The organism is Pseudomonas sp. I2 (assembly GCF_040984075.1).
Lineage (GTDB): Bacteria > Pseudomonadota > Gammaproteobacteria > Pseudomonadales > Pseudomonadaceae > Aquipseudomonas > Aquipseudomonas guariconensis_B.
Genome location: NZ_JBCGFQ010000028.1, coordinates 25,622 through 45,291 on the forward strand (window position 1 = coordinate 25,622; position 19,670 = coordinate 45,291).

The window sequence follows — 19,670 nt, forward strand, 5'->3', positions numbered from 1 at the left end:
GCCAGCATCCATCGCATGGCTGTCACGCAACTGTATTGTTGACTATTCTGCGATCTGTCCCAGTACACTTTGCAACTGTTACGGTATTCTGTCTCGTCAGTGAGCCGCACAAGAACAACGAACCCGTTTGCGCTTCGAGAAACCGCCATGACCAACCTGCTGCTGTACCAGCGCATCGCCCAGCAACTGGCCGACGACATCCGCCGGGGTGTCTACCAGCCCGGCGAGCGCGTACCGTCCGTACGCAAGATGAGCGCCCAGCTCAACGTCAGCCACGCCACGGTGCTGCAGGCCTACGCCAACCTGGAGGACCAGGGGCTGATCCGCGCGCGTCCGCAGTCGGGGTACTACGTGCACCAGACCCCAGCGCTGACCGCCCAGACACCGGATATCGCCCGGGTCGAGCGGCCTGGCCTGGTCACCCGCGCCAGTATCATCCAGCAGGTGCTGACCGAGGCACGGCGCGATGGCGTGTTCCCGTTCGGTGCGGCGGTGCCCCACGTGGACTACCTGCCGGTGCGGGCGCTGCACCAGCAACTGGCCAAGGTCACGCGCTTCCATAGCCCACGGGCGTTCAGCTATATGTTCAGCCCCGGCTTCGAGCCGTTGCGCCGGCAGATCGCTATCCGCATGCGCGATGCCGGGGTGCTGGTCGATCCGCGCGAGGTCGTGGTCACCCACGGCTGCGTCGATGCCCTGCAGATGTCGCTGCGGGTGCTGACCCGGCCGGGCGACCTGATCGCCGCCGAATCGCCGACCTACTACGGCTTGCTGCAACTGGCCGACCTGCTGGGCCTGAAGGTCATCGAGATTCCCAGCGATCCGTCCACTGGCATCAGCCTCGAGGCCCTGCAACTGGCGGCCAACCAGTGGTCGATCAAGGCCCTGGTGCTGACCCCGCGGCTGAGCAACCCGCTCGGCGGCACCATTCCCGAGGAGCGCCAGAAGCAGCTGTTGCGCCTGGCCTCGGACTTCGACATCCAGATCGTCGAGGACGATATCTACGGCGAGCTGATGTTCGAGCAGGGGCGCACCAAGGCGCTCAAGGCTTTCGATCGCCTGGACCGGGTGATCTACTGCTCGAGTTTCTCCAAGACCTTGTCGCCAGGGGTGCGTGTTGGCTGGATGATCGCCGGGCGCTACCAGGACGAGATCCAGCGCCTGCAGACCTTCACCACCCATTCGGCCTGCAGCGTGACACAGATGGGCGTGGCGGCCTACCTGGAGAACGGAGGCTATGATCGACACCTGCGCTACATCCGCCAGGAGTACCGCAAGAACCTCAGCGCCTATCAGTTGGCAGTGCAGCAGCACTTTCCGGAAGGTACGCAGATGACCCGGCCCACGGGGGGCTTCATCCTCTGGGTCAGCCTGCCGGGGCGGGTCAATACCCAGGAGTTGCACGTGCGGGCGCTGGAGCAGGGGATCAGCATCGCGCCGGGGCTGATCTTCAGCAACACCGAGCAGTTCAACCACTGCATCCGGCTCAATTGCGGTATTCCGTGGAACAAGGAGGCGGAGCGCGCGGTGATCACCCTCGGGTTGCTGGCCCACCAGCTGTGCAAGGCGCCGGCAGGTTCGCTGCTGTAGGCTTGCCAGGCGCGAAAGGAACAGAGAGCATACGCATCTTTGCAGCTGGCCTTCGATGTCGATGAAAGCGCTTCGCTCTCTTGCCCTGTTCTTCTGCCTGGTGCCGCTGTGCCTGTCCAGTGGGGCGCTGCAGGCTGCACAACCGGCGGTCCAGGCGCAATCGAAACCCGGCGCGGTCGTGGCCAAGCCCAAGCCCGTGGCGCGCAAACCACTGCGTAAGGCCGTGGCGAAACCGCTGCCAAAGCCCAAGCTGGACTTGAGCCTGCCTGTGGAGATGGTCAAGGACCTCAAGCCCGACGTCGGCACCTCGACGCCAGGCCGCGCGCCGCTGTTGCCGTCCATGTTCCCGGTAAAGCCGATGTCCGACGACAGTCCGTTCCAGCTCAATGGCCGCTTGATCAGCAACGAGATGCAGCTGCAGTTGCGCAACGACAGCCGGCGTGACGTGGACGGGGCAGCCATCGATTTCGAATTCCGTCAGTAGTCGGTCCAACTGACTGCCCGGTCAGGGCAGATTTCATCCGGCCAGCAATTTCAAACGTATGTTTGAGCGGTTACCATCCAGGGACGCTCGTCCCATTCTGTTCCAGGGAGTCCTGTTTTCATGAAATGCCGAGAGGGTTGTGGCGCCTGCTGCATCGCACCTTCCATCAGTTCGCCGATGCCGCGCATGCCCCAGGGCAAGCCGGCGGGTGAGCGTTGCCTGCACCTGACCGTGGAAAACCTCTGCGACCTGTTCGGCAAGCCCGAGCGGCCGAAGGTGTGTGGTGGTTTCAGGGCGGACGTGGAGGTGTGCGGCGACGACCGTGACGAAGCGATCAGGATTCTCGGTTGGCTGGAGCGGATGACGGCGGCGTGACAGGCTGGAACTTCGACAACAAGGACAAAGATGATGAGATCGTTCAAGCGTATTGCACTGCTGTGTGGCATGGGTGTCCTGCTGGCGCCGGCCGCCTGGGCCGAGAACTGGCAGGTAGCCAAGGACGAGGAGGGGATCAAGGTGTCCCTCAGCGAGGTGCCTGGCTCCAAATACAAGGCCTACCGTGGGGTGACGGTGATCAAGGCGCCGCTGGCCAAGGTCAAGGCGCTGCAGGAGGATGTGGCGGGCGCCTGTGCCTGGATCCATGAGTGCAAGTCGCAGAAGTTGCTCAAGCATGAAGGTGACCAGAGCTGGACCTATACCCAGTTCAATACGCCCTGGCCGGTGACGCCGCGTGATTCGGTCCTGCACGTGACCACCACCGTCGAGGCCGACGGCAGCGTGACCCGCAGGATCGAGGAGGATCCCAAATACATTCCCGAGGAGAAGGGCTATGTGCGGGTGGCGCAGGTGAAGGGGTACTGGAAGCTGGTGCCCAAGGGGGACAGTACCGAAGTGACCTACCAAATGCATACCGAGCCTGGGGGAAGCGTGCCTTCGTGGCTGGCCAACACGTTCGTGGTGGATGCGCCGTTCAATACGCTCAAGGGGTTGCGGCAGTTGGCCGAGAAGCCTTGAGGTTGTGCTCCATCTCGGTGGAGGCTGGGTTGGGGTGTTTACGGAGCTTTCGGTCCTAGGGGTGCGAAGCGGCCCCGGCGGTGGTGCCACCGCTCAAACGGATATTCGTACGCCAGCCCAAAGAAAAAGGCCACCCAAGGGTTAATGCCGTTCACTTAAGCAATTGGGGCCGCCTTGCGGCCCTTCGCGGGCGAGCCCGCCCCCACAAGTACGCTGCAAACCTCAAGGAATGCACGCTCCTGTGGGGGCGGGCTCGCCCGCGAAGGGCTGCAAGGCAGCCCCTATCGATGTCACATCAGACTTAAGTGAACAGCGTTAACCCAAGGGTGGCCTTTTTCATGTCACGCATCCGGCGTTGCCAGGCAACCCTTAGGCGCGATCCTTCAGGTCAACGATGTCACGCTGCTCGTGACCGGTGTACAGCTGGCGCGGGCGGCCGATCTTGTACGGGCCGGAGAGCATTTCCTTCCAGTGCGAGATCCAGCCCACGGTACGCGCCAGGGCGAAGATCACGGTGAACATGCTGGTTGGAATGCCGATCGCCTTGAGGATGATGCCCGAGTAGAAGTCGACGTTCGGGTACAGCGAGCGCTCCTTGAAGTACGGATCGGTCAGGGCGATCTCTTCCAGGCGCATGGCCAGCTCCAGCTGCGGATCGTTGATGCCCAGCTCGCTGAGCACTTCGTCGCAGGTCTGCTTCATCACGGTGGCGCGCGGGTCGCGGTTCTTGTACACGCGGTGGCCGAAGCCCATGAGCTTGAACGGATCGTTCTTGTCCTTGGCCTTGGCGATGAACTTGTCGATGTTCGACACGTCACCGATCTCGTCCAGCATGTTCAGCACCGCCTCGTTGGCGCCGCCGTGGGCCGGGCCCCACAGCGCGGCGATGCCGGCGGCGATACAGGCGAACGGGTTGGCGCCCGAGGAACCGGCCAGGCGCACGGTGGAGGTGGAGGCGTTCTGCTCGTGGTCGGCGTGGAGGATGAAGATCCGGTCCATCGCCTTGGCCAGTACCGGGCTGATCGGTTTGATCTCGCACGGGGTGTTGAACATCATGTGCAGGAAGTTCTCCGCGTACGACAGGTCGTTGCGCGGATACATCATCGGCTGGCCCATGGAGTACTTGTAGACCATCGCCGCCAGGGTCGGCATCTTGGCGACCAGGCGTACCGCGGAGATCTCGCGATGCTGCGGATTGTTGATGTCCAGGGAGTCGTGGTAGAACGCCGACAGGGCGCCGACCACGCCGCACATCACCGCCATCGGGTGGGCATCGCGACGGAAACCGTTGAAGAAGGATTTCAGCTGCTCGTGGACCATGGTGTGGTTCTTCACGGTGCTGACGAACTGGGCCTTCTGCTCGGCGTTCGGCAGTTCGCCGTTGAGCAGCAGGTAGCAGGTTTCGAGGTAGTCCGATTTTTCGGCGAGCTGTTCGATCGGGTAGCCGCGGTGCAGCAGGACACCCTTGTCGCCATCGATATAGGTGATCTTCGACTCGCAGGATGCGGTCGCCATGAAGCCAGGGTCGAAGGTGAAGTGACCGGTAGCCCCCAACCCGCGGACGTCGATAACATCGGGACCAACGGTGCCGGTTAAAATGGGCAGCTCGACGGGGGCTGCGCCCTCGATGACCAACTGCGCTTTTTTGTCAGCCATGTGGCCTCCTATTAATGCTTGAAATCATCAGACAGACCCCCCACGCAGGGCCCGCACCACTATAGAGGGATAAATTCGAATGTCAATTTGCCTAAAGGCTGGTTGAAACGCCCTCGCAGCCTTGTTTTTTCGCGAAATTGTCGCCCGTTTACGCCTTTTGTTCGCCAAAGGCAATGCGCTATTTGGGCTAGCCCCTCACGTTGTCATAAGCAGCCTAACTGTCTATACTCCGCAACCGACCGCCAGGGGCTTGCAAGCCCGTTCCGCTGGGGGTCGTCGCTCCCTGGGTGGTGGGTACCTGACCAGTACACTTACCAACAACTTTGCCCTGTTAGCTAGGGGCTCTTCAGTGTGAAAAAAGCCGTGAAAAGCCAACGACCTGTAAACCTAGACCTAAGGACCATCAAACTCCCGATCACCGCTTACACGTCCATTCTTCACCGTATCTCCGGCGTCATCCTGTTTCTCGGCCTGGCCATCATGCTCTATGCATTGAGCAAGTCCCTGGGTTCCGAGGAAGGTTTCGCGGAAGTGAAGGCGTGTCTGACCAGCCCGCTGGCCAAGCTGGTGACCTGGGGGCTGCTGTCCGCCCTGCTGTATCACCTGGTGGCTGGCGTACGCCACCTGATCATGGACATGGGCATCGGTGAGACGCTGGAAGGCGGCAAGCTGGGCTCGAAAATCGTGATTGTCATCTCCGTGGTGGTGATCGTTCTGGCGGGAGTTTGGGTATGGTAACCAATGTCACGAACCTGTCGCGTTCGGGCCTCTATGACTGGATGGCGCAGCGCGTCTCTGCGGTCGTTCTCGCGGCTTATTTCATCTTCCTGATCGGCTACCTCGTGGCCCACCCGGGCATCGACTATGCCCAGTGGCACAGCCTGTTCTCCAACAACGCGATGCGTATCTTCAGTCTGTTGGCCCTGGTGGCCCTGGGCGCTCACGCCTGGGTCGGCATGTGGACCATCGCCACCGACTACCTGACGCCGATGTCCTTCGGCAAGTCGGCGACTGCGGTACGTTTCCTGTTCCAGGCGGTTTGCGGCGTCGCGATGTTCGCGTACTTCGTCTGGGGTGTACAGATTCTCTGGGGTATCTGATTCATGGCTAGCCTTCCAACGATTTCCTTCGACGCCATCATCATCGGTGGCGGCGGCGCCGGCATGCGCGCAGCGCTGCAACTGGCCCAGGGCGGTCACAAGACCGCGGTCATCACCAAGGTCTTCCCGACCCGTTCCCACACCGTGTCCGCCCAGGGCGGCATCACCTGCGCCATCGCTTCGGCCGACCCGAACGACGACTGGCGCTGGCACATGTACGATACCGTCAAGGGTTCCGACTACATCGGTGACCAGGACGCGATCGAATACATGTGTCAGGAAGGCCCGGCCGCGGTCTTCGAACTGGACCACATGGGCCTGCCGTTCTCCCGTACCGAAACCGGCCGCATCTACCAGCGTCCGTTCGGCGGCCAGTCGAAAGACTACGGCAAGGGTGGCCAGGCTGCCCGTACCTGCGCGGCCTCCGACCGTACCGGTCACGCGCTGCTGCACACCCTGTACCAGAACAACGTCAAGCACGGCACCGTGTTCCTCAACGAGTGGTACGCCGTCGACCTGGTGAAGAACCAGGACGGTGCCATCGTCGGTGTGATCGCCATCTGCATCGAGACCGGCGAGACCGTCTACGTGCGTTCCAAGGCCACCGTACTGGCCACCGGCGGTGCTGGCCGTATCTATGCCTCCACCACCAACGCCCTGATCAATACCGGTGACGGTGTCGGCATGGCCCTGCGTGCCGGCGTGCCGGTGCAGGACATCGAGATGTGGCAGTTCCACCCGACCGGCATCGCCGGCGCCGGTGTGCTGGTCACCGAGGGGTGCCGCGGCGAGGGTGGCTACCTGATCAACGCCCACGGCGAGCGCTTCATGGAGCGTTACGCGCCGAACGCGAAGGACCTGGCCGGCCGCGACGTGGTCGCCCGTTCCATGGTCAAGGAAATCATCGCCGGCAACGGCGTGGGCCCGAACAAGGACCACGTGCTGCTGAAGCTGGACCACCTGGGCGAGGAAGTGCTGCACAGCCGCCTGCCAGGTATCTGCGAACTGTCCAAGACCTTCGCCCACGTCGACCCGGTCGTCGCGCCGGTGCCGGTCATCCCGACCTGCCACTACATGATGGGCGGCATCGCCACCAACATCCATGGCCAGGCCATCACCATGGACGCCAACGGCCAGGATCACATCATCGAAGGCCTGTTCGCCGTAGGTGAAGTGGCGTGCGTATCGGTCCACGGCGCCAACCGTCTGGGCGGCAACTCGCTGCTCGACCTGGTGGTGTTCGGTCGCGCCGCCGGCCTGCACCTGGAGAAGGCGCTGAGCGAAGGCATCGAGTACCGCGACGCCAGCGACACCGACGTCGACGTGGCCCTGAACCGCCTGAACAAGCTCAACGAGCGTACCGCTGGCGAAGACGTCGCCAGCCTCAAGCGCGAGCTGCAGAGCTGCATGCAGAACTACTTCGGTGTATTCCGTACCGGCGAATACATGCAGAAGGGTATCGAGCAGCTGGCCGGCCTGCGCGACCGTATCGCCAACGTCAAGATCAACGACAAGTCCCAGGCCTTCAACACCGCGCGTATCGAAGCGCTGGAGCTGCAGAACCTGCTGGAAGTCGCCGAAGCTACTGCCATCGCGGCCGAAGCCCGTAAAGAGTCCCGTGGCGCCCACGCCCGTGAAGACTTCGAAGACCGTGACGACGAAAACTGGCTGTGCCACACCCTGTACTACCCGGGTGAGAAGCGCGTGGCCAAGCGTGCAGTCAACTTCGCGCCGAAGACCGTACCGGCCTTCGAACCAAAAGTCCGGACTTACTAAGGGTGGCCGCTATGTTGCAAGTCGAAGTTTATCGTTACAACCCGGACACCGATTCGGCCCCGAAGATGCAGGCCTTCCAGGTCGACACCGGTGGCAAGGACCTGATGGTGCTGGACGTGCTGGCCTTGATCAAGGAGCAGGACGAAGGTTTCTCCTACCGTCGCTCCTGCCGTGAAGGTGTCTGCGGTTCCGATGGCATGAACATCAACGGCAAGAACGGCCTGGCCTGCATCACCCCGCTGTCGTCGGTGGTCAAGGGCAACAAGCTGGTCCTGCGTCCGCTGCCGGGCCTGCCGGTCATTCGTGACCTGGTCGTCGATATGAGCATCTTCTACAAGCAGTACGAGAAGGTGAAGCCGTTCCTGCAGAACGACACGCCGGCCCCGGCCATCGAGCGTCTGCAGTCGCCGGAAGACCGTGACAAGCTGGACGGCCTGTACGAGTGCATCCTGTGCGCTTGCTGCTCGACCTCCTGCCCGTCGTTCTGGTGGAACCCGGACAAGTTCCTCGGTCCCGCCGCGCTGCTGCAGGCCTATCGCTTCCTGGCCGACAGCCGTGACACCAAGACCCAGGAGCGCCTGGCGTCCCTGGATGACCCGTTCAGCGTATTCCGCTGCCGCGGGATCATGAACTGCGTAAACGTTTGCCCGAAAGGTCTGAACCCGACCAAGGCGATCGGTCACGTACGTAACATGCTGCTGCAAAGCGGCACTTGATGTAAGACCGCTGTAACCGTTGCAAGCCGAGGTGCGGGTGGTGAGCCCGCACCGAGGTAAAACCCGAGCAAGGGCCCACAAAGCCCGCGCTCATTACCTATGAAGATATGAGACCAGCAGGGGCTTCCGGGCTGGTACCCGGAAAATCTGCAGGATCCTCGGTGGCGTGGTTCAGTCGCTGTACTCGGACTTTTCCAGGTTTGCTGTGGCTCTTGCCGATCAGTCCCCTAACCGAGGGTGACCAAGCATGCAAGAAAGCGTGATGCAGCGCATGTGGGAAAGCGCCCACCTTTCAGGTGGTAACGCTGCATATGTGGAAGAGCTTTATGAGCTCTACCTGCACGACCCTAACGCTGTGCCAGAAGAGTGGCGCACTTACTTCCAGAAGTTGCCCGCCGACGGCAGCACCGCTACCGATGTATCGCACTCTACAATCCGCGACCATTTCGTACTGCTGGCGAAGAACCAGCGCCGCGCCCAGCCGGTTTCCGCCGGGAGCGTGAGCAGCGAACACGAGAAGAAGCAGGTTGAAGTACTGCGACTGATCCAGGCCTATCGTATGCGCGGTCATCAGGCTGCCAAGCTCGACCCGCTGGGGTTGTGGCAGCGCCCTGCGCCCGTAGACCTGTCGATCAATCACTACGGCTTGACCAATGCCGACCTTGATACGACCTTCCGTGCCGGCGACCTGTACATCGGCAAGGAGGAGGCGAGCCTACGCGAAATCTTCGACGCGTTGCAGAAGACATATTGTCGCACCATCGGCGCCGAGTTCACCCACATCGTCGATTCCGAGCAGCGCAGCTGGTTCCAGCAGCGCCTGGAAAGCGTCCGTGGCCGTCCCGAGTTCTCCGTCGACGCGCAGACCCACCTGCTCGAGCGCGTCACCGCGGCCGAGGGCCTGGAGAAGTACCTGGGCACCAAGTACCCAGGCACCAAGCGCTTCGGCCTGGAAGGTGGCGAGAGCCTGATCCCGATGCTGGACGAAATGATCCAGCGCTCCGGCTCCTACGGCACCAAGGAAGTCGTGATCGGCATGGCCCACCGTGGCCGTCTCAACGTGCTGGTCAACACCTTCGGCAAGAACCCGCGCGAGCTGTTCGACGAGTTCGAAGGCAAGAAGATGAACGAGCTGGGCTCCGGTGACGTGAAGTATCACCAGGGCTTCTCCTCCAACGTGATGACCACCGGCGGCGAAGTCCACCTGGCCATGGCGTTCAACCCTTCCCACCTGGAAATCGTCTCGCCGGTGGTGGAGGGTTCGGTGCGTGCCCGCCAGGACCGTCGCAACGACCGTGTCGGTGACAAGGTCCTGCCGATCTCGATCCACGGCGACGCGGCGTTCGCCGGCCAGGGCGTGGTCATGGAAACCTTCCAGATGTCGCAGACCCGCGGTTTCAAGACCGGCGGTACCGTGCACATCGTGATCAACAACCAGGTCGGTTTCACCATCAGCAACCCGCTGGACTCGCGTTCCACCGAGTACTGCACCGACGTCGCCAAGATGATCCAGGCGCCGATCCTGCACGTGAACGGCGATGACCCGGAAGCGGTGCTGTTCGTCACCCAGCTGGCCATCGACTATCGCATGCAGTTCAAGCGTGACGTGGTCATCGACCTGGTCTGCTACCGCCGTCGCGGCCACAACGAGGCCGACGAGCCGAGCGGCACCCAGCCGCTGATGTACCAGCAGATCGCCAAGCAGCGCACCACCCGCGAGCTGTACGCCGAGTCCCTGATCCAGGCCGGGCGTATCGACGCCGAGCGCGCCCAGGCCAAGATCGACGAGTACCGCAATGCGCTGGACAACGGCCTGCACGTGGTCAAGAGCCTGGTCAAGGAGCCGAACCGCGAGCTGTTCGTCGATTGGCGCCCATACCTGGGCCATGCCTGGACCGCCCGTCACGACACCCGCTTCGACCTCAAGACCCTGCAGGACCTGTCGGCCAAGCTGCTCGACCTGCCGGAAGGCTTCGTGGTCCAGCGCCAGGTCTCGAAAATCTACGAAGACCGCCAGAAGATGCAGGCCGGCGGCCTGCCGATCAACTGGGGCTACGCCGAGACCATGGCCTACGCGACCCTGCTGTTCGAAGGCCACCCGGTGCGCATCACCGGCCAGGACGTAGGCCGCGGCACCTTCTCGCACCGCCATGCGGCGTTGCACAACCAGAAGGACGCCAGCACCTACCTGCCGCTGCAGAACCTGTTCGCCGGCCAGCCGAGCTTCGAGCTGTACGACTCCTTCCTGTCGGAAGAAGCGGTACTGGCCTTCGAATACGGCTACTCGACCACCACGCCGAACGCGCTGGTGATCTGGGAAGCCCAGTTCGGTGACTTCGCCAACGGCGCCCAGGTGGTGATCGACCAGTTCATCACCAGCGGCGAGCACAAGTGGGGGCGCCTGTGCGGCCTGACCATGCTGCTGCCGCACGGCTACGAAGGCCAGGGCCCCGAGCACTCCTCGGCACGCCTGGAGCGCTACCTGCAGCTGTGCGCCGAGCACAACATCCAGGTTTGCGTACCGACCACGCCGGCACAGATCTACCACCTGCTGCGTCGCCAGGTCATCCGTCCGCTGCGCAAGCCGCTGATCGTCCTGACGCCGAAGTCGCTGCTGCGCCACAAGCTGGCCATCTCGACCCTGGAAGAACTGGCCGAAGGCTCGTTCCAGACCGTGATCCCGGAAGTCGATGCCCACGACCCGGCCAAGGTCGAGCGCATCGTGCTGTGCAGCGGCAAGGTCTACTACGACCTGCTGGAAAAACGCCGTGCCGAAGGCCGCGAAGACATCGCCATCGTGCGTATCGAGCAGCTGTATCCGTTCCCTGAGGACGACCTGGTCGAGATCCTTGCTCCGTACACCAACCTCAAGCATGCGGTGTGGTGCCAGGAAGAACCGATGAACCAGGGCGCCTGGTACAGCAGCCAGCACCACATGCGCCGTATCCTGACCCGCCACAACAAGGCGCTGGTCCTGGAGTACGCCGGTCGCGAAGCGTCCGCCGCGCCCGCTTGTGGTTACGCATCGATGCACGCCGAGCAGCAGGAAAAACTGCTGCAGGATGCCTTCACTGTCTAATGCCTTCGCGCACCTGAAACCGAATTTAAGGAATCACTGATAATGGCTATCGAGATCAAAGCCCCAACCTTCCCGGAATCGGTCGCCGACGGCACCGTTGCCACCTGGCACAAGAAGCCGGGCGAAGCCGTCAAGCGTGACGAGCTGATCGTCGACATCGAGACCGACAAGGTCGTCCTGGAAGTCCTGGCCACCGCCGACGGCGTGCTGGGTGACATCGTCAAGGGCGAGGGCGACACCGTCCTGTCCGACGAAGTCCTGGGCTCGATCGTTGAAGGCGCCGCCGCCGCTGCCCCGGCTGCTGCACCTGCCGCTGCCGCCGCCGCTCCGGCTGCCGCCGACGCTGGCGAGGACGACCCGGTCGCTGCCCCGGCCGCACGCAAACTGGCTGAAGAAAACGGCATCGACCTGGCTGCCGTTGCCGGCACCGGCAAGGGTGGCCGCGTGACCAAGGAAGACGTGGTCGCCGCCATCGCCAACAAGAAGGCCGCGCCTGCCGCTGCTCCGGCTGCCAAGCCTGCCGCCGCCGCTGCCGCTGCAGTGGTCACCGCTGCTGGTGACCGCACCGAGAAGCGCGTGCCGATGACCCGCCTGCGCGCCAAGATCGCCGAGCGCCTGGTCGAAGCCCAGTCGAACATGGCCATGCTGACCACCTTCAACGAAGTGGACATGACCGAAGTCATGGCCCTGCGTTCGAAGTACAAGGATCTGTTCGAGAAGACCCACAACGGCGTGCGCCTGGGCTTCATGTCGTTCTTCGTCAAGGCTGCCACCGAAGCGCTGAAGCGCTTCCCGGCGGTCAACGCCTCGATCGACGGCAACGACATCGTCTACCATGGCTACGCCGACGTCGGTGTCGCGGTTTCCAGCGACCGTGGCCTGGTGGTGCCGGTCCTGCGCAACGCCGAGTCGATGAGCCTGGCCGAGATCGAGAACGGCATCGCCACCTTCGGCAAGAAGGCCCGTGAAGGCAAGCTGGCCATCGAAGAGATGACTGGCGGTACCTTCACCATCACCAACGGTGGTACCTTCGGTTCGATGATGTCGACCCCGATCGTCAACCCGCCGCAGGCAGCGATCCTGGGCATGCACAACATCATCCAGCGTCCGATGGCGATCAATGGCCAGGTGGTCATTCGCCCGATGATGTACCTGGCGCTGTCCTACGACCACCGCCTGATCGACGGTAAGGAAGCCGTGACCTTCCTGGTGACCATCAAGAACCTGCTGGAAGATCCAGCGCGTCTGCTGCTGGACATCTAATCACGCAGCTACGAGCTGCAAGCGACCCGCTTCCTGGGAAGCGGGGCGTCTTGCAGCTCGCGGCTTGTAGCTTGAAGCTGATAAGGAATCTTTTATGACCCAGAAATTCGACGTGGTGGTGATTGGTGCTGGTCCTGGCGGCTACGTTGCCGCGATCAAGGCCGCTCAGCTCGGCCTTTCGACCGCCTGCATCGAGAAATACACCGACGCCGAGGGCAAGCTGGCCCTGGGCGGTACCTGCCTGAACGTGGGTTGCATTCCTTCCAAGGCCCTGCTGGACAGCTCCTGGAAGTACAAGGAAGCCAAAGAGAGCTTCAACGTCCACGGTATCTCCACTGGCGAAGTGAAAATGGACGTCGCCGCGATGGTCGGTCGCAAGGCCGGCATCGTCAAGAACCTGACCGGTGGCGTCGCCACCCTGTTCAAGGCCAATGGCGTGACCTCGATCCAAGGGCACGGCAAGCTGCTGGCTGGCAAGAAGGTCGAAGTCACCAAGCCTGACGGTTCGGTCGAAGTCATCGAGGCCGAGAACGTGATCCTGGCCTCCGGTTCGCGTCCGATCGACATTCCGCCGGCTCCGGTCGACCAGAAAGTCATCGTCGACTCCACCGGCGCCCTGGAATTCCAGGCCGTGCCGAAGCGCCTGGGCGTGATCGGCGCTGGCGTCATCGGCCTGGAGCTGGGTTCGGTATGGGCCCGCCTGGGTGCCGAAGTCACCGTCCTGGAAGCCCTGGACACCTTCCTGATGGCCGCCGACACCGCGGTTTCCAAGGAAGCGCTGAAGACCCTGACCAAGCAGGGCCTGGACATCAAGCTGGGCGCCCGCGTGACCGGCTCGAAGGTCAACGGCGACGAAGTCGAAGTCACCTACACCGACGCCAACGGCGAACAGAAGATCGTCTTCGACAAGCTGATCGTCGCGGTCGGCCGCCGCCCGGTGACCACCGACCTGCTGGCCGCCGACAGCGGCGTGACCATCGACGAGCGTGGCTACATCTACGTCGATGACTACTGCGCCACCAGCGTGCCGGGCGTCTACGCCATCGGCGACGTGGTACGTGGCCTGATGCTGGCGCACAAGGCCTCGGAAGAGGGCATCATGGTGGTCGAGCGCATCAAGGGCCACAAGGCACAGATGAACTACGACCTGATCCCGTCGGTCATCTACACCCACCCGGAAATCGCTTGGGTCGGCAAGACCGAACAGGCCTTGAAGGCCGAGGGCGTTGAGGTTAACGTGGGCACCTTCCCGTTCGCGGCCAGCGGCCGTGCGATGGCGGCCAACGATACCGGTGGTTTCGTCAAGGTCATCGCCGATGCCAAGACCGACCGCGTCCTGGGCGTTCACGTGATCGGCCCATCCGCTGCCGAGCTGGTCCAGCAGGGTGCGATCGCGATGGAATTCGGCACCAGCGCCGAAGACCTGGGCATGATGGTCTTCAGCCATCCGACCCTGTCCGAAGCGCTGCACGAAGCCGCGCTGGCAGTGAATGGCGGTGCCATTCACGTGGCCAACCGTAAGAAGCGTTAATTATAAGAAACCACGGCGGGCTGCCCGTCGTGGGTCTTGCGTGCAAGACTCACCGCGGAACGTCCGCCGGACCGGGCCCTCGGGACAACCCGCGGGTCAACGGTCACAGGTGGCGCGGCACCGGTAACGGTGCAGCGCCGAAGCGCAGTACCTAACGAAGACGGTAAAAAGCATGAATCTTCACGAGTATCAGGGTAAGCAGCTGTTCGCTGAATACGGCCTGCCAGTTTCCAAGGGTTTCGCTGTCGATACCCCTGAAGCTGCCGCAGAAGCCTGCGAAAAGATCGGCGGTTCCGAGTGGGTCGTAAAGGCCCAGGTCCACGCCGGCGGTCGCGGCAAGGCGGGCGGCGTCAAGCTGGTCAAGAGCAAGGAGGACGCCAAGGCGTTCGCCGCGCAGTGGCTGGGCAAGCGCCTGGTGACCTACCAGACCGACGCCAACGGCCAGCCAGTCAGCAAGATCCTGGTCGAATCCTGCACTGACATCGCCAAGGAACTCTACCTGGGCGCGGTCGTCGATCGTTCCAGCCGCCGCATCGTGTTCATGGCCTCCACCGAAGGTGGCGTGGACATCGAGAAGGTCGCGCACGACACTCCCGAGAAGATTCTCAAGGCCACCATCGACCCGCTGGTCGGCGCCCAGCCGTTCCAGGGCCGTGAGCTGGCGTTCAAGCTGGGCCTGGAAGGCAAGCAAGTCGCCCAGTTCGTCAAGATCTTCACCGGCCTGGCCAAGCTGTTCCAGGACTACGACCTGGCCCTGCTGGAAGTCAACCCGCTGGTCATCAAGGCCGACGGCGACCTGCACTGCCTGGACGCCAAGATCAACATCGACGGCAACGCGATCTATCGCCAGCCGAAGCTCAAGGCCATGCACGACCCGTCCCAGGACGACCCGCGTGAAGCCCACGCCGCCAGCTTCGAGCTGAACTACGTGGCCCTGGAAGGCAACATCGGCTGCATGGTCAACGGCGCAGGCCTGGCCATGGGTACCATGGACATCGTCAACCTGCACGGCGGCAAGCCGGCCAACTTCCTCGACGTTGGCGGTGGCGCTACCAAGGAACGCGTGACCGAAGCGTTCAAGATCATCCTGTCCGACAGCAATGTCGCGGCCGTGCTGGTCAACATCTTCGGTGGCATCGTTCGCTGCGACATGATCGCCGAAGGCATCATCGGTGCAGTGAAGGAAGTCGGCGTCAAGGTGCCGGTCGTGGTTCGCCTCGAAGGCAACAACGCCGAACTGGGCGCTAAAGTTCTGGCAGAAAGCGGTTTGAACATCATTGCGGCTACCAGCCTGACCGACGCTGCTCAACAAGTTGTCAAAGCTGCGGAGGGCAAGTAATGAGCGTCCTGATCAATAAAGACACCAAAGTCATCTGCCAGGGCTTCACCGGCTCGCAGGGCACTTTCCACTCCGAACAGGCCATCGCCTACGGCACCAAGATGGTTGGCGGCGTCACCCCGGGCAAGGGTGGCACCACCCACCTGGGCCTGCCGGTGTTCAACACCGTCAAGGAAGCCGTTGAGACCACCGGCGCCGAAGCCTCGGTGATCTACGTTCCGGCTCCTTTCTGCAAGGACTCGATCCTGGAAGCGGCCAACGCCGGCATCAAGCTGATCGTCTGCATCACCGAGGGTATTCCTACCCTCGACATGCTGGACGCCAAGGTCAAGTGCGACGAGCTGGGCGTACGCCTGATCGGCCCGAACTGCCCAGGCGTCATCACGCCGGGCGAGTGCAAGATCGGCATCATGCCGGGCCACATCCACCAGCCAGGCAAGGTCGGTATCGTTTCCCGTTCCGGCACCCTGACCTATGAAGCGGTCAAGCAGACCACCGACGCCGGCTTCGGCCAGTCGACCTGCGTTGGTATCGGTGGCGACCCGATCCCGGGCTCCAACTTCATCGATATCCTCAAGCTGTTCCAGGAAGACCCGCAGACCGAAGCGATCGTCATGATCGGTGAGATCGGTGGTTCCGCCGAGGAAGAGGCCGCGGCCTACATCAAGGCCAACGTCACCAAGCCTGTCGTTTCCTACATCGCCGGTGTTACCGCGCCTGCAGGCAAGCGCATGGGCCACGCTGGCGCCATCATCTCCGGTGGCAAGGGCACCGCGGACGAGAAGTTCGCCGCCCTGCAGGACGCCGGTGTGAAGACCGTGCGTTCCCTGGCTGACATCGGCAAGGCCCTGGCCGAGCTGACCGGTTGGGAAATCAAGAAGTAATACGCTTTACCCCCCACGCAACACAAAGGCCACCTTCGGGTGGCCTTTGTGTTTCTTGCGAGCAGGGATTCAACGCCCCCTGCGTCATGCACGATGAATTCGATCGGTTTGATAGGAATTTTCAGACAGACATCTCATCAGGTGCCTGAGAGAATTCTCGCAGCTCAGAGTCACCCAGACGACAAGAACATACGCACATCGGACAAGCACGACTGTACCAGTGCGTTTGCTGGGTAAAACGGTTACCCTACGCGCTCACTCTGTGCCCGTACCCCAAAAGGGAACGACACGCTAAACGGGTCTGGCTCATCAAGCCGGGCAGCATTTCCCCCGACCCATGGGGAAATCCCCTCACGAATCCCGATTTCAGCAGTGTGGTACTTCCTTAAATGAAAGTGTTGAAAGGCCAGGACATCCTGGCGCTTGGCTTTATGACGTTCGCGCTGTTCGTCGGCGCTGGCAATATCATCTTCCCGCCCATCGTCGGTCTGCAAGCCGGTCCGCACGTGTGGATGGCGGCACTGGGCTTTTTGGTCACGGCCGTTGGCCTGCCGGTCATCACCGTGGTCGCCCTGGCCAAGGTCGGTGGCGGCATGGACGCCCTGAGCAGCCCGATCGGCAAGTTCTTCGGCGGCCTGCTGGCTGCCGTGTGCTACCTGTCGGTCGGCCCGCTGTTCGCCACTCCACGCACCGCCACCGTGTCCTTCGAGGTGGGCGTGGCGCCGCTGACCGGTGAAAGCCCGCTGGCGTTGTTCATCTACAGCCTGGTGTATTTCCTGGTGGTGCTGGCGGTGTCCATGTACCCGGGCAAGCTGCTCGACACCGTCGGCCGCTTCCTCGCGCCGCTGAAGATCATCGCCCTGGCCGTGCTGGGCATCGCTGCCTTCGCGTTGCCGGCCGGGACCATCGGCGAGGCGCAACCGGCCTACGTGGCCTCACCGTTCTCCCAGGGCTTCATCAACGGCTACCTGACCATGGACACCCTGGGTGCGCTGGTCTTCGGCATCGTCATCGTCAACGCCATCCGTTCCCGGGGCGTCGAGTCGCCGAAGCTGATCACCCGCTACGCCATCATCGCGGGCCTGATCGCCGGTGTGGGCCTGGCCCTGGTGTACATCAGCCTGTTCCGCCTGGGTGCCGGCAGCCATGACATCGCCATGGGCGCCACCAACGGCGCGGCGGTTCTGCATGCCTACGTGCAGCACACCTTCGGCTCGCTGGGCAGCGGCTTCCTGGCCGTGCTGATCGCCCTGGCCTGCCTGGTCACCGCGGTCGGCCTGACCTGCGCTTGCGCGGAGTACTTCAGCCAGATCCTGCCGCTGTCGTACCGTGCGCTGGTGGTGATTCTCGCTGGTTTCTCGCTGCTGATCTCCAACCTGGGCCTGACCAAGCTGATCCTGTTCTCGATCCCGGTGCTGACCGCCATCTACCCGCCCTGCATCGTGGTGGTGGGCCTGAGCTTCTGCAAGGAGCTGTGGAACTCGCCGGTGCGCATCCTGGCGCCGGTGATGCTGGTATCCCTGCTGTTCGGCATGGTCGATGCGATCAAGGGCAGCAGCCTGGCGCACCTCCTGCCGGATGCCATGGCGCACCTGCCGCTGAGCGAGCAGGGCCTGGCCTGGTTGGTGCCGTCGGTGATCACCCTGGCCGCTGCCGTGGCCTGCGACCGTATGCTCGGCAAGCCGCGCGAGGCGCTGGCGTGATGCGTTGACACCGTCAGGTGGGCGCCGGCCACAAGCCGAAGGGCGCCCGTCGATGGTCGAGACCGAAACCCCGTGTCCGCAAGGGCACGGGGTTTTTTCATCGCAGGTCCCAATACCGGTCGGTTAGCAACATTGGCGCGCGGGGCGGCCCCGGTAGGGTGCCTGACAGTCTTAACCCCATCTCCTCCTGGATTTTTTACGACCAAGGCGTGCCTTTTCCGTCGACCGAGCGTCGAAAGCCGGTCTATATCATTCTGTGCACCGGAACGATCAGGAGCCTGCATGAGCTTCATACAAAGCAATCTGAGCAACCTGCTGGCGGTTTGCTGGTTCGCCCTTTGCTGGGGCGGCTACACCCGCTATGCCATCTGGAAAGGCCGTGACACCGCCTGCCTGGCCAGTGTGCTGCACCTCTACCGGGAAGACTGGATGCGCCGCATGCTGCTGCGCGACAACCGCATCGCCGACGCCAGCGTGATCGGCAACCTGGAGCGCAATGCCTCGTTCTTCGCCTCCAGTACGCTGATCATCCTGGCCGGCATCCTCACCGTGCTGGGCGCCTCGGACCGGGCGTTGTCGCTGCTGGCGGACCTGCCGCTGGTACAGCAGGCCTCCCAGGGGATGTCGGAAATCAAGCTGCTGTGCCTGGCGATGGTGTTCGTCTATGCCTTCTTCACTTTCAGTTGGTGCATGCGCCAGTACAACTTCGCCGCCGTGCTGGTCGGCTCGGCGCCCATGGTCGGTGAGCGCCAGGTCAACGAACTGGAGCGCAAGGCATTCGCATCGCGGGCGGCCCGGGTATTGTCGCTGGCAGCCAACCAGTTCAACTTCGGCCTGCGTTCGTATTATTTCGGCATGGCCATGTTGAGCTGGTTCATCAGCCCATGGCTGTTCATGGCCATGAGCGTTGGTGTGGTATTTATCCTCTATCGCCGGGAATTCCACTCCGATGTACTGGACGTCATGGTCTTCACGCCGACGGAACATGTACCGCAGGACGCGGGCAAGGAAAGTACCGGTAGCATTAACTGAAGCGTTTCATCTAAAGCGCCAGGCACAAAAAAACCCGACAATGTCGGGTTTTTTTGTATGTGCCGCTTACTGCTTGGCTGGCTCGGTCGGCGCGGTGTCCGGAGCAGGGGTGGCAGGTGCGGTTTCCGGAGCCGGCGTAGCCGGGGCGGCTTCCTCGGCGGCCTTCTGCTGCGCTTCGGCCTGATCTTTGGCGGCTTCGGCGTTTTCCTTGGCGGCCTCGTTCATCTTATCCTGAGCTTCGCCCATCTTCTCCTGGGCTTGCTCGGCGTGTTGCTGTGCGTCCTGGGCTTTGTCCTCGCTCGCTTTGTCGCAAGCGGCCAGACCCATGGCAGCGGCCAGCATCAGAGCAAAAGCAAAAGGTTTACGCATGGGGGTGTCTCTCCTTGGTGGAATAACTGACTTGTTCCTTCGAGTTCAAGTAAGCGGAATAAGTTCCGCAAACATGTCAGATATATAACACGCGGATCTATATGGACTTTTCACCGTTTTCATGCCGCTGTGAA

General features: G+C 62.6%; 17 protein-coding genes. 15 read left to right on the forward strand and 2 right to left on the reverse strand.

The genetic code is table 11. The annotated features are described in order from the left end of the window. Positions 1–147: 147 nt before the first annotated feature. The 4 genes from WCE05_RS15625 (at position 148) to WCE05_RS15640 (ending at position 3,088) form a co-directional block, all read left to right on the forward strand. On the forward strand, positions 148–1,590 hold the full coding sequence (locus WCE05_RS15625; RefSeq protein ID WP_225790375.1) for a PLP-dependent aminotransferase family protein: 1,443 nt from the start codon (positions 148–150) through the stop codon (positions 1,588–1,590). Positions 1,591–1,651: 61 nt separating this feature from the next. Continuing rightward, entirely contained in the window at positions 1,652–2,074 is a 423-nt protein-coding gene (locus tag WCE05_RS15630) for a hypothetical protein (protein WP_225790376.1), read from the forward strand. Positions 2,075–2,194: 120 nt separating this feature from the next. Next, positions 2,195–2,449 carry a YkgJ family cysteine cluster protein gene (locus WCE05_RS15635; RefSeq protein WP_225790377.1) on the forward strand — a complete coding sequence of 85 codons (255 nt, stop codon included), beginning with the start codon at positions 2,195–2,197 and terminating at the stop codon, positions 2,447–2,449. Between the two features lie 33 nt (positions 2,450–2,482). Then, positions 2,483–3,088 (forward strand): START domain-containing protein, encoded by a 606-nt coding sequence (locus WCE05_RS15640; protein ID WP_368816151.1) that lies wholly within the window; start codon positions 2,483–2,485, stop codon positions 3,086–3,088. A 369-nt stretch (positions 3,089–3,457) separates the two neighbouring features. Here the strand turns inward: WCE05_RS15640 and gltA are convergent, their stop codons facing one another. Continuing rightward, positions 3,458–4,744, reverse strand: a complete 1,287-nt coding sequence (gene gltA / locus WCE05_RS15645; RefSeq protein ID WP_225790378.1) for a citrate synthase — start codon at positions 4,742–4,744, stop codon at positions 3,458–3,460. A 351-nt stretch (positions 4,745–5,095) separates the two neighbouring features. Between gltA and sdhC the strand changes: the two genes are divergently transcribed. The 11 genes from sdhC to WCE05_RS15700 all read left to right on the forward strand — a co-directional run bounded on the left by sdhC (position 5,096) and on the right by WCE05_RS15700 (position 19,167). Further along, positions 5,096–5,482, forward strand: a complete 387-nt coding sequence (sdhC, locus tag WCE05_RS15650; protein ID WP_225790379.1) for a succinate dehydrogenase, cytochrome b556 subunit — start codon at positions 5,096–5,098, stop codon at positions 5,480–5,482. Then, complete coding sequence (sdhD, locus tag WCE05_RS15655) at positions 5,476–5,844, forward strand: succinate dehydrogenase, hydrophobic membrane anchor protein (protein WP_225790380.1); 369 nt, start codon at positions 5,476–5,478, stop codon at positions 5,842–5,844. The genes sdhC and sdhD overlap by 7 nt, the downstream gene beginning before the upstream one ends. Before the next feature lie 3 nt (positions 5,845–5,847). After that, the gene (sdhA, locus tag WCE05_RS15660; RefSeq protein ID WP_225790381.1) at positions 5,848–7,620 is read left to right on the forward strand and encodes a succinate dehydrogenase flavoprotein subunit; all 1,773 of its coding nucleotides are present in this window, start codon (positions 5,848–5,850) and stop codon (positions 7,618–7,620) included. A gap of 11 nt (positions 7,621–7,631) precedes the next feature. After that, positions 7,632–8,336 (forward strand): succinate dehydrogenase iron-sulfur subunit, encoded by a 705-nt coding sequence (locus WCE05_RS15665; RefSeq protein WP_225790382.1) that lies wholly within the window; start codon positions 7,632–7,634, stop codon positions 8,334–8,336. Positions 8,337–8,583: 247 nt separating this feature from the next. Further along, positions 8,584–11,415, forward strand: a complete 2,832-nt coding sequence (locus WCE05_RS15670; protein WP_225790383.1) for a 2-oxoglutarate dehydrogenase E1 component — start codon at positions 8,584–8,586, stop codon at positions 11,413–11,415. Between the two features lie 42 nt (positions 11,416–11,457). Next, positions 11,458–12,678, forward strand: coding sequence for a 2-oxoglutarate dehydrogenase complex dihydrolipoyllysine-residue succinyltransferase (gene odhB / locus WCE05_RS15675; RefSeq protein ID WP_253167903.1), 1,221 nt, complete (start codon positions 11,458–11,460; stop codon positions 12,676–12,678). 94 nt (positions 12,679–12,772) lie between these two features. Beyond that, a complete protein-coding gene (gene lpdA, locus WCE05_RS15680; RefSeq protein WP_225790385.1) occupies positions 12,773–14,209 on the forward strand; it encodes a dihydrolipoyl dehydrogenase in 1,437 nt (478 codons plus the stop codon). 172 nt (positions 14,210–14,381) lie between these two features. Next, positions 14,382–15,548, forward strand: a complete 1,167-nt coding sequence (sucC, locus tag WCE05_RS15685; RefSeq protein ID WP_225790386.1) for an ADP-forming succinate--CoA ligase subunit beta — start codon at positions 14,382–14,384, stop codon at positions 15,546–15,548. After that, complete coding sequence (gene sucD / locus WCE05_RS15690) at positions 15,548–16,432, forward strand: succinate--CoA ligase subunit alpha (RefSeq protein WP_225790387.1); 885 nt, start codon at positions 15,548–15,550, stop codon at positions 16,430–16,432. Before sucC ends, sucD begins: the two co-directional genes overlap by 1 nt. A 389-nt stretch (positions 16,433–16,821) precedes the next feature. Beyond that, positions 16,822–18,135: a branched-chain amino acid transport system II carrier protein gene (brnQ, locus tag WCE05_RS15695; RefSeq protein ID WP_225790388.1), complete on the forward strand. Its 1,314-nt coding sequence runs from the start codon at positions 16,822–16,824 to the stop codon at positions 18,133–18,135. Positions 18,136–18,417: 282 nt separating this feature from the next. Beyond that, entirely contained in the window at positions 18,418–19,167 is a 750-nt protein-coding gene (locus WCE05_RS15700) for a DUF599 domain-containing protein (protein WP_253091003.1), read from the forward strand. Positions 19,168–19,233: 66 nt separating this feature from the next. Here WCE05_RS15700 and WCE05_RS15705 read toward each other — a convergent pair whose 3' ends face one another. Next, the gene (locus tag WCE05_RS15705) at positions 19,234–19,536 is read right to left on the reverse strand and encodes a hypothetical protein (protein WP_225790390.1); all 303 of its coding nucleotides are present in this window, start codon (positions 19,534–19,536) and stop codon (positions 19,234–19,236) included. Positions 19,537–19,670 lie beyond the last annotated feature (134 nt).

Bases quoted from the DNA above. Each gene is read 5' to 3' on its own strand.
- WCE05_RS15625 (WP_225790375.1), top strand. From the start codon at position 148: ATGACCAACCTGCTGCTGTACCAGCGCATCGCCCAGCAACTGGCCGAC.
- WCE05_RS15630 (WP_225790376.1), top strand. From the start codon at position 1,652: ATGAAAGCGCTTCGCTCTCTTGCCCTGTTCTTCTGCCTGGTGCCGCTG.
- WCE05_RS15635 (WP_225790377.1), top strand. From the start codon at position 2,195: ATGAAATGCCGAGAGGGTTGTGGCGCCTGCTGCATCGCACCTTCCATC.
- WCE05_RS15640 (WP_368816151.1), top strand. From the start codon at position 2,483: ATGAGATCGTTCAAGCGTATTGCACTGCTGTGTGGCATGGGTGTCCTG.
- gltA (WP_225790378.1), bottom strand. From the start codon at position 4,744: ATGGCTGACAAAAAAGCGCAGTTGGTCATCGAGGGCGCAGCCCCCGTC.
- sdhD (WP_225790380.1), top strand. From the start codon at position 5,476: ATGGTAACCAATGTCACGAACCTGTCGCGTTCGGGCCTCTATGACTGG.
- sdhA (WP_225790381.1), top strand. From the start codon at position 5,848: ATGGCTAGCCTTCCAACGATTTCCTTCGACGCCATCATCATCGGTGGC.
- WCE05_RS15665 (WP_225790382.1), top strand. From the start codon at position 7,632: ATGTTGCAAGTCGAAGTTTATCGTTACAACCCGGACACCGATTCGGCC.
- WCE05_RS15670 (WP_225790383.1), top strand. From the start codon at position 8,584: ATGCAAGAAAGCGTGATGCAGCGCATGTGGGAAAGCGCCCACCTTTCA.
- odhB (WP_253167903.1), top strand. From the start codon at position 11,458: ATGGCTATCGAGATCAAAGCCCCAACCTTCCCGGAATCGGTCGCCGAC.
- lpdA (WP_225790385.1), top strand. From the start codon at position 12,773: ATGACCCAGAAATTCGACGTGGTGGTGATTGGTGCTGGTCCTGGCGGC.
- sucC (WP_225790386.1), top strand. From the start codon at position 14,382: ATGAATCTTCACGAGTATCAGGGTAAGCAGCTGTTCGCTGAATACGGC.
- sucD (WP_225790387.1), top strand. From the start codon at position 15,548: ATGAGCGTCCTGATCAATAAAGACACCAAAGTCATCTGCCAGGGCTTC.
- brnQ (WP_225790388.1), top strand. From the start codon at position 16,822: ATGAAAGTGTTGAAAGGCCAGGACATCCTGGCGCTTGGCTTTATGACG.
- WCE05_RS15700 (WP_253091003.1), top strand. From the start codon at position 18,418: ATGAGCTTCATACAAAGCAATCTGAGCAACCTGCTGGCGGTTTGCTGG.
- WCE05_RS15705 (WP_225790390.1), bottom strand. From the start codon at position 19,536: ATGCGTAAACCTTTTGCTTTTGCTCTGATGCTGGCCGCTGCCATGGGT.